This is a genomic window from Streptomyces sp. NPDC049887, from assembly GCF_040656535.1.
In the GTDB taxonomy this organism is placed as follows: Bacteria; Actinomycetota; Actinomycetes; order Streptomycetales; family Streptomycetaceae; genus Streptomyces.
Genome location: NZ_JBFAMM010000010.1, coordinates 112,282 through 125,847 on the forward strand (window position 1 = coordinate 112,282; position 13,566 = coordinate 125,847).

Here is a 13,566-nt window from a genome sequence, read left to right on the forward strand (position 1 = left end):
GGCGCCGCCGCGTCCGGGGAGAATGCCCGGGCCGGTGCGGCGGGGTGGCCGTGTACCTCGTAGACGCCCGGCTGGAATCCCCCGCCCACCTCTCCCCGGCCGACGTGCGGGCCCTGCTGTCGCAGGCGGCTCGTCCGGGCGACGGGGTGGAGCACATCTACGTACAGCCGGCGCCGCCGTCCGCCGCGGCACCGCCCCGGGACACGGCTCCGCCCCTCGATGTCGTGCTCTTCCTCTCCCATCTCACTCTGACCGAGTCGGAACGGGCCGCCGACACGGTGCTGAGACGCTGCAATACCGGCGGCCTGCGGTTCAGAAGGCTCTCGGCGATGCCGCTGACCCTGCTGGTGGAACTGCTCGGTCTGGAGGGCTGACCACGGCCGGCCGGCCGTGGTGCGGGGCGGGAGCCTCGGCCCCGGTCCGGTGCCCTCTCCCGGGCGGGCGCCGTGGTCGGCCGAAGCCCCGCTCCGAAGGCGCGTCCGGGCCAGGAGACGTGTCCTCGTCCTGCCATTGCAGGTCCCTGACACGAGAAACCTCTGGGCAAGGCTCCCGGCCCCTAGCAGAGTGATCCCACCGGGACAGAGCGCCGATCGACGGGAAAAGGCGCCCAAACCGGCCGGCACGATCGGCCGGCGTACCCGGACCGCTCTGCTCAGCCGATGCGTCCAGGGGGGACCATGCAGACTTTCCTCAGTGCCACGTACAGAACGGCGTTCGCGGCGGCCGCGCTCGCCGCAGTCGCCCTGGGGGCCGCAACGGTGACCGCGGTCGTCACCGCGGCCCCCGGGACCCACGGGGCACCCTCGGGGCACGGATCCGCGACCATGGCCGGCGGCTTCCACGGCAAGCCCGCCGACGAGGCGAAGAACGGCAACATATGGGGCCCGTGACCGCCGTGGCCCCGGCGACGGCACCGGCCGAGACCCTGCATCTCAACCTGCTCGGTCCGGTCGAGGCCCATCGCGGCGGCGCTCCGGTCAAACTGGGCGGGCCCAAGCCCCGCACGGTGCTGGCCGCGCTGCTCCTCGCCCGGGGTCGGGTGGTCGGCGACACCAGACTGACCACTCTGCTCTGGGACGACCACCCGCCCGCCACCTGCTCGGCCCAACTCCACACGTACGCCTCCCGCGTCCGCCATCTGCTCGGTGGCGGCGTCGAGGTGGAGCGCCGCCGACCGGGCTACCTCATCAGGCTGCCGGAACACGGCGTACGAGTCGACCTGCTGGAGTTCCAGGAACGGGCCGCTCAGGGCACCGAGGCCCTGGCCGCCGGCGACCCGGCGACCGCCGCCGGGGAGCTGCGCCGCGCCCTCGCCGTCTGGCGGGGCGTGGCGCTGGGCGGGGTCTGCGACCCGCTCGCCGACGTCGAGCGCGACCGGCTGGAGGAGGAGCGCCTCGTCACCCTGGAGCGGCGTATCGACGCCGATCTGGAGCTGGGTCGGCACACCGCGCTCATCCCCGAACTCATCGCGCTCATCGCCGCCGACCCCCTGCGTGAGGGACTGCGCGGCCAGCTGATGACGGCGCTCTACCGGTCGGGACGACAGGCGGACGCACTCGCCGCATACCGGGCCGCCCGGGCCACGCTCGCCGACGAACTGGGCCTGGAACCCTCTGCCGAACTACGGCGCCTGCACCAGGCGTTGTTGACCGGGCACCCGTCCCTGCTGCCGCGGTCCGCCCGGGGCACGCAGAACGCGGCACCGGAGTCCGCGCCCGCCGCGGCAGCGACCGCACGGGGCCCCGCGGCCACGGCTGGACGGGCGGCGGCCACACCCCTGACGCGTCGCCCGGACCGGCCTCCGCGGCCGGCCGAACTCCCGCCCGCACCAGCCGACTTCACGGGCCGCGACCAGGAGGTGATGCGACTGGGCACGGCTCTCGCCAGTCGTCGTCCGCGCCGCCCCGACCAGGCCGTCCACGTCGTGACCGGCATGCCCGGCATCGGCAAGACGGCCGTCGCGCTCCGGACGGCGCACCGCGTCAGGCGCTCCTACCCCGACGGACAGATCCACCTCGATCTGCGCGGGTCGGGCCCCGAGCCGCTGGACACGGCGGACGCACTCGGCGAACTGCTGCGGCTGCTGGGCGTTCCGGAGTGCAGGATCCCCGGCACCCTCGACGAGCGTGCCCGCGCCTGGCGCACCCGTACCGCGGACAGACGTCTGCTGCTGCTGCTCGACGACGCGGCCGACGAGCGCCGGCTGCGACCGCTGCTTCCCGTCACCGACGGATGCGCGGTGCTGATCACCAGCCGCTCGGGGCTGTACGCGCTGGAGGGAGTGAACCGTACGGTGCTGGCGCCGCTCCCGGCGTCCGAGTCGCGCATCCTCTTCGAGAAGCTGGCGGGCCGCGCCCGCACGGGTGCCGAACCCGCCGCCGCGGCCGCCGTCGTCGACGCCTGCGCCGGGCTGCCGCTCGCCCTGCGCGTCGCCGGCTCCAAGGTCGCGGCCCGACCGCACTGGCCGCTGTCCCGGCACGCCGAACGGCTCACCGACCCGGACCGGGCCCTGGCCGAACTGGCCTTCGCCGACCTGTCGTTGCCCGACCGTCTCCGGGACGCGTACCGCCGGCTCGAGCCCGCCGCCCGCCGCGCCCTGCGGTTCCACTCGGCACTGGGCCCGCAGCCGGTGACGGCCGGCACGGCCGCCCGCGCCCTGGGGACCGGCACCGAGGAGGCCGAGGAGCTCCTCGCCGACCTGGCCGCCGCCCACTGGGCGTACGCGGTACACGGGCCCGGCGGACTCGCGTACCGGCTGCACCCGCTGGTCGGGCTCTTCGCCGGCGGCATGCTGGCGGAGGAGGAAGGGACCGTCCCACGAGTGTTGCCGGTGCGTTCCTCCTGGGCACTGACCAGAACGGGCGACACGGCCTGACGGCCGGCCCGGAAAGCCCCGGAAGCACCCCGAGACCCGAGAGACGAGGCAGGTCACTCATGCCGAGCCCTTCCGGCTTCAGTTACGAAGCCCGCGCCGACGGCACCATCGTCATCACCCACCGCCGCCGGAAGGCCGCGACACTGCGCGGCGACCGCGCCGCGAGATTCGCCGAGGAGGTGGAGTCCGGCGACGCCCAGGAGGTGATGGCGCGCTGGACGGGCTCGTACAAGTTCGGCAACGAGCGCACCGCCCGCAACCACCCGAGGAACAAGGGGCGCCGCGCCTGACCCGGCCGCGGGAGCGGACGGCGCCCCACGAGAGACAAGAGAGTGGAATCACCGATGACTGGAGCGTCCCGCGGAATCGCCGTCCTCGGCGCGGGCTGCGTCGGCCTGGTCACGGGGGAGCGTGCTTCGCGGAGCTGGTCACCGGGTCGCCGTACGCGACATCAGGCCCGAGCGGACCCGACTGCTGAACTCGGCGAAGTGCCCTTCTTCGAACCGGGTCTCGGCGACCTGATCACCCGGAACAAGGACCGGCCGGCCTTCACCCCGGACGTGCACGAGGCCGCGAGCGACACCGAAGTGGTCTCCGTCCGCGTGGACACCCCGCCCACCGCCTCGGGAGACGCCGGCCTCTCCCGCGAGTGGACGGCCGTCGACGCCCTGCGTGACGCCTCGCCGTCGGCGGGCACTCGCGTCACGCCGCGTACCACTGGTGCGCCTGACCGCCCCGCCATTCGACCCAGTTCGGGTCGTCGAGGAGGTCCCAGGCGTCCGGGAGGCCCGCCCGGCGGAGGAACTCGATCACGTCCCTGTCGTCGTGCGCGAGACCGAGTATCTCCCCGCGTACCGTCACCCGCCGCCCGCCGGACGGGGACGGCCGGTGCACGACGATCGGCGGGGCCATGCCTCCAGGGTGCGCCGCTCCGGTCGTGATCGCAGCCGGTCGCGTCCGGCGGGCGGCCCACACCGGACCGCACGGCGTCTACTCCCCCGGCCCCCCGGGCGGCCGGGGGATGCCGAGGCTGCCCCACGGCGCGCACACCTCGCACATCACCAGCTGCGGGAACTCCTCCAGGGCGATCACGACGTGCTCCTTGTCCAGATAGCCGAGCTGCGTCCGGTACAGACCGCAGTTGCCCCGGTGCAGCACGGGCTGGGCACCCTCCACCCGAGCGGGCTGCAGCTTCCACGACATCTCGATCCGGGCGACCTCACGGCGCCTCCGGTCTTCCTCCTCCTCGCGCTTCAGCTCGTCGAGGGTGCGCTCGGTCTGCCGCAACTGGTAAGCCAGCCAGTCGCGCAGGCCCTCGTTGAGCCTGATCCGCTCTGAGCGCGACAGGTCGGACACGGGCCCCGCCCCGCTCACGCCGCGGCGGAGTTCTCCGGCGGCGCGCCGCCGGAGTCGTCCCCGGACGAGTGGTGCGCCGTGCCGGGCCTTCCGGGCCCGACTCCGCCGGACCCGTGCGGGGCGCCGTGCCCGCCCTCGGCGTGCTTGAGCGCCATACGGGCCTTCACCACGTCCGGTCCTTCGAGGTCCGCCCAGTACGGGTGGGTCGACACCTCGATCGACAGCGTCAGCACGAGCTCCCGCAGCCGGGCCTCCTCGGCCCGCTGCTCCTCGCTCCACCCAGGGCTCTCCGGGAACTCACGGCGGTAGCTGGAGTAGTGCCCCTCTTCCCCCGTCCATCCTTCGGCGGGCTGCACGGACCACGGCAGCTCCCGGCACAGCGCCCGGTACGCGGAACGGGCCCGGTGAAGGCGCAGCTGAGCGTCGCGCAGCTCGTCGGGGAAGTCATATTCGGCCACGGCCAGAATGATACGCCTGTTCGAATATCCGGAGGGAGGGCAAAGGGTGGTGTCGGACACCGTGGGCACCCTCGCCACGGGACGGCGACGTACCGCGTCCACCAGCAATATGTCGACACGACCGGCTAGGTGTTCTGTCCGGGGAGGTTGTGGACGGTGATCCAGATCTCGGCTGAGGGATCTTGAACGGGTGAGGGCCTTCCGGGTTCGGTGTGGATTGCGACGTCTACACCGACCGAAAGGCCCTCGTGCCCCACCGTAATGCACCCCTGACCGAGACCGGGCGTCTGCGTCTGGCCCGCTGCGTGGTCGAGGACAACTGGCCCCTTCGACGCGCCGCGGAACGCTTCCAGGTCTCGCCGACCACGGCCCAGCGCTGGGCCGACCGCTACCGGCAGTTCGGCGAGGCCGGGATGTCCGACCGTTCCTCCCGACCACGGACCAGCCCGCACCGGACCCCGACCCGCACCGAACGGCGGATCATCAAGGTCCGCCTGCTGCGTCGCTGGGGACCAGCCCGCATCGCGCACCTGCTGCGGCTGGTGCCCTCCACCGTGCACCGCGTGCTCACCCGCATCGCCGCCCGGGAGAACAGCCTCCACCAACTGACCACCGCGCCGGGCGCCGCCGCGCCGCGTCCGCTCTCACGGCGCCGGCCGCTCACCGGTCTGGCGGTCGGCGGAACCGTGCTCGCGGCGGTGGCGTGGCCACCGCGTGGTGGTACGGGAAGAGCGGCGGCCCCTTCGACATATCAGAGGCCGTACCGACTCCGAAGGCGCGCGTCCTCGACGCGAAGAAGGGCGACTACGTCCTCGGCGAGGCTCCCGAGCCGATCTGGAAAGTCCCGTCCGCGCTCGCCGAGGACCCGGTGGCGCCGTTGCCCGTCCGGGATGTCCTCATCGTCGCGGCGGCGAAGGGCGGCATCGCCGCGCGCAGCGTCGTCGACGGCTCGGTCCGCTGGTCGGCGCCGGACGTGGTGGCCGCCAGCCGCTACCTGTCCCTTTCCGACCGTTTGGTGGCGGCCGCGGACCGGGACGGAACGCTCGTCAGTCCAGCCTGCCCACTCACGTGACGCTCACGCGCCCGGTCTTCCCTCCAGCCCCAACAGCCGGTCAGCACTCCTATCTGTTGATCACTCTTCGTAGTGGACCGTCGTACCGAGACGATACGAGGGCCGTTCAGCCGCGTTGTCTGCTCTGCAGGGACACCCACCCAAAGGAGCACCGAGCATGTTTGCTCATCTCATGGCTCGAACCACGCCAGCACTCGCCGCGGCATCCGTACTCGCGCTCTTAGCCCCGGCACAGGCGCACGCCACGGCCATCGGGTCCACACCCGTGGCCAGCTTCGACTACCAAGTCGGTGGCGTCACCATGAAGGTCCCCACCGGCTGCATGTTCAGCCACATCATCCGCGGCAAGGGCAAGGACATCACCTACCAGAACGCCGGTGTCGACTGCGGATTCGTCGGAGCACTCAACGCCGGCTTCTGCAACTGGCGGATCGACTTCACCTACGCGAACACCGGCAACAAGACGTACCGCACCTCCCGCGGCACGACCCACACCGAGTGCAAGATCGACCCGATGCGGAACAACGCTCCCCAGACGCTCCCGCACTACGGCAAGGCATGCGCCCACTTGAACATCAACGGTGCCCGTCGGGTCAGCCAGTGCCACCACATCACGAAGTGAGCCGCACATGAGCACTCAGCCCACGAACGAAGACCCAGACCGGGAGACCAAGCGCCGCCGCGCCGGCATCATCGCCTTTCTCATCGGCGCGGCCGCAGCCCTCGCCTTCTTCGCCTTCTTTCCCGGCCTGCCCCACGTCATCGACTGGGGTGCCATCATCGTCTCCCTGGCCGCTGGCGGACTCACCAGCTGGGCATGGCGATCCCGACTCGCGAAGAAGCACGTCAGCTCTCGGTAGGGGCCGCACCGCGCCATGGCCTCACCCCGCAGAGCACGGGCCCCACCGAACCCCGGGTGGTTCAGGTGCGGCCATCGCAGATTCATGGAACTCATCCACGAGGACATGGTCGTGATCCACGCAATCGATGGGCTCCCCTGCCCGTCCCATCGTCGGCCGACCTGACGAAGAGTCAGCACGCGAATGCAAATACCCAGGTCAGACACTGTCTGACCTGGGTAGGAATGGAGCCGCCTTCGGGATTCGAACCCGAGACCTACGCATTACGAGTGCGTTGCTCTGGCCAACTGAGCTAAGGCGGCAAGCTGCGGATATGACTGTTCCGGCAGGAGCAGGCTCGCATCAGCAGCGGCGCCAAGTCTACAGGGTTATTCGGGGTGCCCCTGACCAGCCCGGGTGGTCAGCTCCTCCGGGCCGGTCGTACGGGACGCCGGGGCCCTCCAGTCACCGGCAGCGGGTGCCGTCCGCCGGCGGAGTCCCGGTCAGCAGGTACTTGTTGATCGCCCTGTCGATGCAGTCGCTGCCGCGACCGTACGCCGTGTGACCGTCTCCGTCGTAGGTGAGCAGGGTCCCGGAGTCCAGCTGGCCGGCGAGGGCCTGCGCCCATTTGTAGGGAGTGGCCGGGTCGCGGGTGGTGCCGACGACGAGGATCGGCGCGGCGCCCTTGGCGTCGATGCGGTGCGGGGAGCCGGTGGCGGGCGTGGGCCAGTAGGCACAGCTCAGGGAGGCCCAGGCGAAGTTCCTGCCGAAGACGGGGGACGCCTTCTCGAAGTCGGCGGCGGAGGCCGTGACCTCGTCGGGCGTGGTGAAGGCGGGCGGCAGGTCGAGGCAGCTGACCGCGGAGTAGGCGGACATCAGATTGGAGTACGAGCCGTCGCTCTCGCGCTCGTAGTAACTGTCGGAGAGGGCCAGCAGTCCCGCGCCGTTGCCGTTCATGGCCTCGGTGAGCCCGTCACGGAGCTGCGGCCAGGCGCCCTCGTCGTACATCGCGGCAATGACGCCCGTGGTGGCAAGCGACTCGGTGAGTTCGCGGCTCTCCCCGGTGGACACCGGCTGCGCGTCCAGCTTGGCGAAGAACGCCTTCATCCGGGCCGCCGCGTCCGAGGGCGACTTCGTCCCGAGCGGACAGTCCGAGCGCTTCGTGCAGTCGGCGGCGAAGGACTTGAAGGCCGTCTCGAAACCCTCGGTCTGGTCGCGGTTCATCTGGCGGGCTGGGAGGGACGGGTCCATCGCCCCGTCGAGCACGAGCCGGCCCGCCCGTTCCGGGAAGAGCTCGGCGTAGGTCGCGCCGAGGAACGTGCCGTAGGAGGCGCCGACGTACGACAGCCTCTCGTCGCCCAGCGCGGACCGGAAGATGTCCATGTCCCGCGCCGCCTCGACCGTGGAGACGTGCGGGAGGACCGAGGACGAGCGCTCCTTGCAGCCTGCCGCGAAGCCCTTGAAGGCGGTGCTCAGCTTGTCGACCTCGGCCGGGTCGTCGGGAGTCTGGTCGCTCTGGGTGTATGCGTCCATCTCCTTGCCGTCGAGGCATGTGACGGGCTCGCTGCGGGCCACTCCGCGCGGGTCGATGGCCACCATGTCGTACCGGGCCCGCACCGGAGCGGGGTAGCCGACGCCCGCGTACGCCTGGAGGTAGCCGACGGCCGAGCCGCCCGGGCCCCCCGGATTGACCTGGAGCGAACCGATCCGCTTGCCGGGGCCGGTGGCCTTCACCCGCGCGACGGCCAGCTTGACCGAGGGCCCGTCGGGCTTGGAGTAGTCGAGCGGGGCCTTGAGCGTGGCGCACTGGAAGCCCGGGGCGCCGCAGTTGCGCCAGTCCAGTTTCTGGTCGTAGTACGGCTTCAGCGCGGCGGTCGACACCGGGGAGGGCGCTGCCGCTCCCGGCACCGAACCGGAAGGCTCGGACGCCTCCGAGGCCGGGCCACTGCCGCTGCAGCCCGAGATCAGCAGCCCCAGGGCTGTGGTGAACGCGATGGCGGAGGTCCTGAGGAACTGCCTGGTGTCCATCCTGGGAGCCTATAGGCACGAAGACGGATCATGCCCCTTCGCTCCCGTATGGGTGATTCGCCCGGAAAGAAGCTTCGGCGGCGGCCGGGGCATGGGACTGCGCGGAGGACCTCCGACGCCGAGAGCGCGGCCACCACACCGCCCATCGGCTGCTACCGCCCCGCGGCTCCGGAGCGCCCGGCAGTCACCCCGTGCGCAGGGCCATCGTCATCGCCTCCACCGCCAGCAGCGGTGCCACATTCGTGTCCAGAGCAGCTCGGCAGGCGAGGACCGCCTCCATCCGGCGCAGGGTCCCCTCCGGGCTGGAGCCGCGCGCCACCCGGTCGAGGGCGTCCCGCACGTCCTCGTTGGCGAGGGCGACCGTCGAGCCGAGCTGGAGCGCGAGCACGTCCCGGTAGAAGCCGGTGAGGTCGGTGAGTGCGAGATCGAGGCTGTCCCGCTGGGTACGGGTGCGACGGCGCTTCTGCCTGTCCTCCAGCTCCTTCATCGCCCCCGCCGTGCCCCGCGGCATCCGCCCGCCCGCCGCCGCGCCCAGGGCGGCCTTGAGGTCCTCGGTCTCCTTGGCGTCGATCTCCTCCGAGACCTGTCTGGCGTCCTCGGTCGCCGCGTCGATCAGCTCCTGCGCCGCTCTCAGGCAGCCGCCGACGTCCTCGACCCTCAGCGGGAGCTTGAGCACGGTCGCACGGCGGGCGCGGGCCGCCTCGTCGGTGGCGAGCCGCCGGGCCCGGCCGATGTGCCCCTGGGTCGCCCGGGCTGCGGACGCGGCGGCCTCGGGCTCGATGCCGTCCCGCCTCATCAACACATCGGCGACGGCGCCGACGGAAGGCGTGCGGAGGGAGAGGTGGCGGCAGCGGGAGCGGATCGTGGGCAGCACGTCCTCCAGGGAAGGCGCGCACAGCAGCCACACCGTGCGCGGAGCGGGCTCCTCCACGGCCTTCAGCAGCACGTTCCCCGCGCCTTCGGTGAGGCGGTCGGCGTCCTCCAGGACGATGACCTGCCAGCGGCCGACCGCGGGTGACAGCTGGGCGCGGCGGACGAGGTCGCGGGTCTCCTTCACGCCGATGGACAGCAAGTCGGTCCGGACCACCTCGACGTCGGCGTGCGTGCCGACCAGGCTGGTGTGACAGCCGTCGCAGAAGCCGCAGCCCGGTGCGCCGCCCAGCGCCCGGTCGGGGCTGGTGCACTGCAGGGCCGCGGCGAAGGCGCGGGCCGCGGTGGAACGGCCCGAGCCCGGCGGTCCGGTGAAGAGCCAGGCGTGCGTCATCCTCGACGCGGCGGGAGGCGGCTCCCCCGCCGCGTCCGCCGTGACGAGCGCGTCGGCGTCCCGTGCGGCGGCGGCGAGCTGCTCCTGGACACGCTCCTGGCCGACCAGGTCGTCCCACACGGCCATCCGCCGCCACCGCCTTACTCCGTCGTACGAACTGCGGGCTCCGGACCACGTGTCACGAACCGCGTGCCGGGTGCCGGGTGCCGCGAGATCCTGCACCGGCCTTCCATTGTGGGGCAGGGGTCGGACACACCTCACCGCCTGTGGACAACCGGGTTCGGCCGGCGCCCGGCGCTCGGTCCGGCCATGGCCCGAGCCCGGCCGGACCGGCGGGTATCCGCCCGCTGCCGTGACCGGAAGGGCCAGCGGCTCGCGACACCCCCGCACGGCACCGGCTGTTCCGCCGCACCACCCGGCTGCGTCCGGTGCGAGGGCGATGCTCCGCGGGGGGATGCCCGGCTACCAGGACGACTCTCCGCCGCGCGGCGCACCGCACCGGACACCGCGAGCCTCCCGGTGGCCTTCCGGGCCACGGCCCTCAGCCCTCCCGGCGCCGGTCGTCCCCGTCGTCGTGCGGCCCCAGCAGTTCGTCCGCCAGGGTCGGCAGGTCGTCGAGCGGGGTCTCCTCCGCCCAGTCGGAACGGCGGCGCGGCCGGCCCTCCTCGTCGACCTGGGGCAGCTCACGCGTGCGCTCCTCCCCCGCGGGGGCGGACGTCTCGTGCCGGAAGAGGCCCGGTGGCACGCGGTCCGCGGGGCTCTCGCCCGCCACCGGCGGCAGCACCGCCGTCTCGTCGGCGCCGGCTGTCCCCGGTCGGTCGCCCCGCACCGGCGGCAGCACCGCCGTCTCGTCCGCGGCGTCCCGGGACACCGTCGCGTTCCCCGGAGCCGCACCCCGCGCACTGCTCGTGTTCCCCTCCGGAGGCTGCGGCACCTGGGGGAGGACCGTCGTCTCCGCGTCCTCCTTCGCCATGTCGACGCGCGGGCGCGGGGTCTCGACCGTCTGCGTGACGTCGTTCGCCCCCACCACGGGAGTCGGCACCGTCGTCTCGGCGGCCGAGGACTCAGCGGCGGCCGCGGCAGCCTCCGCCGCCCGGCGTGCCTCCTCCGCCCGAAGCAGGGCCTCCTCGGCCTTGCGCTGCTTCTCGCGACGGCGCTCCTCGGCCTCGGTCCGCAGCCGGGCCTCCTCCTCGGCCTGCCGACGGCGGCGCTCCGCCTCCTCCCGGCGGGTCCTCTCCTCGGCCTCGCGCCGGCGCCGTTCCTCCTCGGCCAGCCGCCGGGCCTCCTCGGCACGCTGCCTGGACTCCTCCGCCTGCCGCTCGGCCTCCCGACGACGCGCTTCCTCCAGTTCGCGGCGCTTGCGCTCCTCCTCCTCGGCGCGCAGCTTCGCGAGCTGCTCCTGGCGCTCACGCTCCAGTCGCTCCTCCTCGGCCCTGCGGGCGGCCTCCTCCTCGGCCCTGCGCCGGGCCTCCTCCTCGGCGGCCTTCCGCGCCTCCTCCCGGGCCTTCACCTCGGCCTCGGAGAGCGGCAGCATCCGGTCGAGCCGATGCCGTACGACCGTGGTGACGGCCTCGGGCTCCTGGCCCGCGTCCACGACGAGGTAGCGGCCGGGGTCGGCGGCGGCCAGGGTGAGGAACCCGGCCCGGACCCGCCGGTGGAACTCGGCCGGCTCGGACTCCAGCCGGTCCGGAGCCTCCGTGAACCGCTCGCGCGCGGTCTCCGGGGAGACGTCGAGCAGCACGGTCAGATGCGGGACGAGCCCGTCCGTCGCCCAGCGCGAGATCCGGGCGATCTCGGTCGGGGAGAGGTCGCGGCCCGCTCCCTGGTAGGCCACGGACGAGTCGATGTAGCGGTCCGAGACGACGACTGCTCCGCGCTCGAGCGCGGGGCGGACGACGGTGTCGATGTGCTCGGCGCGGTCGGCGGCGTACAGGAGGGCCTCGGCCCGGTGCGACAGCCCGGCCGACGAGACGTCGAGCAGGATGGAGCGCAGCCGCTTGCCGACGGGCGTGGCGCCGGGTTCACGGGTGACGACGACCTCGTGCCCCTTGGCGCGGATCCACTCCGCGAGCGCCTCGACCTGCGTGGACTTCCCGGCACCGTCGCCGCCCTCGACGGCGATGAAGAAGCCGGTGGCCGCGGGTGCCTGGGCGGGGTCCGCGCCGCGGCGGACCGCGTCGGCCAGATCGCGGCGCAGCGGCACGCCGGCCCGGTCGTCGGTCCTGGCGAGGACGATCACGGCCACGGGCAGCAGCAGCGCGCCGACCAGCATCAGGGTGAACGCGGCGCCGCCGTGCGCGAACACGAACTCTCCGCTGGCCAGGCGGTGCGGGCCGATGGCGGCGGCCAGCAGCGGGGCGCCGACGGCTCCGAGCCCGATGGCGACTCGGACGACGGCCTGCAGGTGCTCGGTGATCCTCGGCCGCCGGAACTCCTCGGTCTCCAGGTCGATCAGCGCGTGCCCGGTGTGCGCGGCGACACCGGCCGAACCGCCGGCGAGGACCGCGAGGAACAGCACCGTCGCCGTGTCCGGGACGAGTCCCATCGCCAGCAGCGCCACGCCGCTGACGGCGATCACCAGCGCGAGGAGCCTGCGGCGGGACAGCGCGGGCAGTACGCCCGGGGCTCCTCGGACGCCGAGCACCGTGCCCCCGGTCAGGGCGAGCACGAACAGGGCGAACGCGGCCGGGCCGCCGCCCAGGTCGCGTGCGTGCAGAACGGACACGGCGGCTGCGGAGGCGACGGCCCCGGCGATCGCGGCGCAGGCCAGGACCAGCAGCGGGACCGCACCGGTACGGCCCTTGTCGTGGCCGTTGCCGGTGGACGGGCGGCGCAGGCCCTCCAGCGGGGAACGGGGGCGCGGCGTCTGGGTGTCCGGGAGTTCGACGGCGGCCAGGACGGACAGCGAAGCGGCGAAGAGGCCCGCCGCCACGTACGACCCGAGTGCGGCCTGGTGCACCGTGAACCACTCGACGCCGGTACCGAGCAGATTGCCGATCAGCGTCGCCGCGAGCAGTGCGGCGGCGCCGGCGGGAACGACCGCGAAGGAGGTGCGGAGGGACAGCCTCCGCAGGGCGTCCTGATGGTCCGGCAGCGGGCGTACGGCCGCGCCCTCCAGCGGCGGCGGGGGCAGCAGCGCGGGAGCGGCGCTCTCCCGGGCGACGGTCCAGAAGCGTTCGGCGACGCCGACGACGAAGACCGTGGCGAGCACGTACGCAACGGCGCTGTCCGGGGTCCAGTCGATCCACAGCGGAGCGATGACGAGCAGGGCGATGCGGACGCCGTCGGCGCCGATCATGGTCCAGCGGCGGTCCAGCGGCCCGCCCGGCGCGGTCAGCGCGGTGAGCGGGCCGAGGAGTACGGCCCCGAAGAGGAACGTGGCGAGTATGCGGATCCCGAAGACGGCTGCGACGGCGAAGGCGGCGCCCCGGTATCCGCCGCCGAAGGCTCCCTCGGCGACCGCCGTCTGAAGCGCCAGGAGGACCAGCACCAGGAGGGCGAGGGCGTCACCGATTCCGCCGACGACTTGCGCACTCCACAACCGGCGCAGCGCGGGTACACGCAGGAGCGACCGTACGGCGCGCTCGCGTGAGTCCGCGGCCAGTGCGTCGGCGGCACGTGCTTCGGGTTCAGAGGTGGGGCTCTGGGCCGTTGGCTGCTCGGCTCGCGTCATT

The 13,566-nt window shown here is 73.1% G+C and carries 13 protein-coding genes, 1 tRNA gene and 1 pseudogene; 8 read left to right on the top strand and 7 right to left on the bottom strand.

Going from position 1 to position 13,566, the window contains the following annotated elements:
• Positions 1-50: 50 nt before the first annotated feature.
• The 4 genes from AB0J10_RS15005 to AB0J10_RS15020 all read left to right on the top strand — a co-directional run bounded on the left by AB0J10_RS15005 (position 51) and on the right by AB0J10_RS15020 (position 3,165).
• Entirely contained in the window at positions 51-374 is a 324-nt protein-coding gene (locus tag AB0J10_RS15005) for a hypothetical protein (protein WP_363061565.1), read from the top strand.
• A gap of 303 nt (positions 375-677) precedes the next feature.
• A complete protein-coding gene (locus tag AB0J10_RS15010; RefSeq protein WP_363061567.1) occupies positions 678-890 on the top strand; it encodes a hypothetical protein in 213 nt (70 codons plus the stop codon).
• Positions 878-2,875: a BTAD domain-containing putative transcriptional regulator gene (locus tag AB0J10_RS15015; protein WP_363061569.1), complete on the top strand. Its 1,998-nt coding sequence runs from the start codon at positions 878-880 to the stop codon at positions 2,873-2,875. Before AB0J10_RS15010 ends, AB0J10_RS15015 begins: the two co-directional genes overlap by 13 nt.
• Before the next feature lie 59 nt (positions 2,876-2,934).
• A complete protein-coding gene (locus tag AB0J10_RS15020; protein ID WP_363061571.1) occupies positions 2,935-3,165 on the top strand; it encodes a hypothetical protein in 231 nt (76 codons plus the stop codon).
• 412 nt (positions 3,166-3,577) lie between these two features.
• Here the strand turns inward: AB0J10_RS15020 and AB0J10_RS15025 are convergent, their stop codons facing one another.
• From AB0J10_RS15025 to AB0J10_RS15035, 3 genes are all read right to left on the bottom strand, one after another.
• On the bottom strand, positions 3,578-3,787 hold the full coding sequence (locus tag AB0J10_RS15025; RefSeq protein ID WP_363061573.1) for a hypothetical protein: 210 nt from the start codon (positions 3,785-3,787) through the stop codon (positions 3,578-3,580).
• 78 nt (positions 3,788-3,865) lie between these two features.
• On the bottom strand, positions 3,866-4,231 hold the full coding sequence (locus AB0J10_RS15030; protein WP_363061575.1) for a DUF6233 domain-containing protein: 366 nt from the start codon (positions 4,229-4,231) through the stop codon (positions 3,866-3,868).
• A gap of 14 nt (positions 4,232-4,245) precedes the next feature.
• Positions 4,246-4,689 (bottom strand): hypothetical protein, encoded by a 444-nt coding sequence (locus tag AB0J10_RS15035; RefSeq protein WP_363061577.1) that lies wholly within the window; start codon positions 4,687-4,689, stop codon positions 4,246-4,248.
• A gap of 248 nt (positions 4,690-4,937) precedes the next feature.
• On the opposite strand from AB0J10_RS15035, the pseudogene AB0J10_RS15040 reads away from it, so the two are divergent.
• The 4 genes and pseudogenes from AB0J10_RS15040 to AB0J10_RS15055 form a co-directional block, all read left to right on the top strand.
• A pseudogene (locus AB0J10_RS15040) lies at positions 4,938-5,264 on the top strand (leucine zipper domain-containing protein); the annotation flags it as partial.
• A gap of 128 nt (positions 5,265-5,392) precedes the next feature.
• Positions 5,393-5,761 carry a hypothetical protein gene (locus tag AB0J10_RS15045; RefSeq protein ID WP_363061785.1) on the top strand — a complete coding sequence of 123 codons (369 nt, stop codon included), beginning with the start codon at positions 5,393-5,395 and terminating at the stop codon, positions 5,759-5,761.
• 172 nt (positions 5,762-5,933) lie between these two features.
• Positions 5,934-6,383 carry a hypothetical protein gene (locus AB0J10_RS15050; RefSeq protein ID WP_363061579.1) on the top strand — a complete coding sequence of 150 codons (450 nt, stop codon included), beginning with the start codon at positions 5,934-5,936 and terminating at the stop codon, positions 6,381-6,383.
• Positions 6,384-6,390: 7 nt separating this feature from the next.
• Positions 6,391-6,621, top strand: coding sequence for a hypothetical protein (locus AB0J10_RS15055; protein WP_363061581.1), 231 nt, complete (start codon positions 6,391-6,393; stop codon positions 6,619-6,621).
• 225 nt (positions 6,622-6,846) lie between these two features.
• On the opposite strand, the gene AB0J10_RS15060 is transcribed toward AB0J10_RS15055, so the two are convergent.
• From AB0J10_RS15060 to tmk, 4 genes are all read right to left on the bottom strand, one after another.
• Positions 6,847-6,923, bottom strand: a tRNA-Thr gene (locus tag AB0J10_RS15060).
• A 142-nt stretch (positions 6,924-7,065) separates the two neighbouring features.
• A complete protein-coding gene (locus tag AB0J10_RS15065) occupies positions 7,066-8,628 on the bottom strand; it encodes an alpha/beta hydrolase (protein WP_363061583.1) in 1,563 nt (520 codons plus the stop codon).
• A 184-nt stretch (positions 8,629-8,812) separates the two neighbouring features.
• Positions 8,813-10,018, bottom strand: coding sequence for a DNA polymerase III subunit delta' (locus tag AB0J10_RS15070; RefSeq protein WP_363061585.1), 1,206 nt, complete (start codon positions 10,016-10,018; stop codon positions 8,813-8,815).
• A 415-nt stretch (positions 10,019-10,433) separates the two neighbouring features.
• Positions 10,434-13,565 carry a dTMP kinase gene (gene tmk / locus AB0J10_RS15075; protein WP_363061587.1) on the bottom strand — a complete coding sequence of 1,044 codons (3,132 nt, stop codon included), beginning with the start codon at positions 13,563-13,565 and terminating at the stop codon, positions 10,434-10,436.
• Position 13,566 lies beyond the last annotated feature (1 nt).

Bases quoted from the DNA above. Each gene is read 5' to 3' on its own strand.
- AB0J10_RS15020 (WP_363061571.1), top strand. From the start codon at position 2,935: ATGCCGAGCCCTTCCGGCTTCAGTTACGAAGCCCGCGCCGACGGCACC.
- AB0J10_RS15070 (WP_363061585.1), bottom strand. From the start codon at position 10,018: ATGGCCGTGTGGGACGACCTGGTCGGCCAGGAGCGTGTCCAGGAGCAG.
- AB0J10_RS15025 (WP_363061573.1), bottom strand. From the start codon at position 3,787: ATGGCCCCGCCGATCGTCGTGCACCGGCCGTCCCCGTCCGGCGGGCGG.
- AB0J10_RS15010 (WP_363061567.1), top strand. From the start codon at position 678: ATGCAGACTTTCCTCAGTGCCACGTACAGAACGGCGTTCGCGGCGGCC.
- AB0J10_RS15065 (WP_363061583.1), bottom strand. From the start codon at position 8,628: ATGGACACCAGGCAGTTCCTCAGGACCTCCGCCATCGCGTTCACCACA.
- tmk (WP_363061587.1), bottom strand. From the start codon at position 13,565: ATGACGCGAGCCGAGCAGCCAACGGCCCAGAGCCCCACCTCTGAACCC.
- AB0J10_RS15015 (WP_363061569.1), top strand. From the start codon at position 878: ATGGGGCCCGTGACCGCCGTGGCCCCGGCGACGGCACCGGCCGAGACC.
- AB0J10_RS15055 (WP_363061581.1), top strand. From the start codon at position 6,391: ATGAGCACTCAGCCCACGAACGAAGACCCAGACCGGGAGACCAAGCGC.
- AB0J10_RS15050 (WP_363061579.1), top strand. From the start codon at position 5,934: ATGGCTCGAACCACGCCAGCACTCGCCGCGGCATCCGTACTCGCGCTC.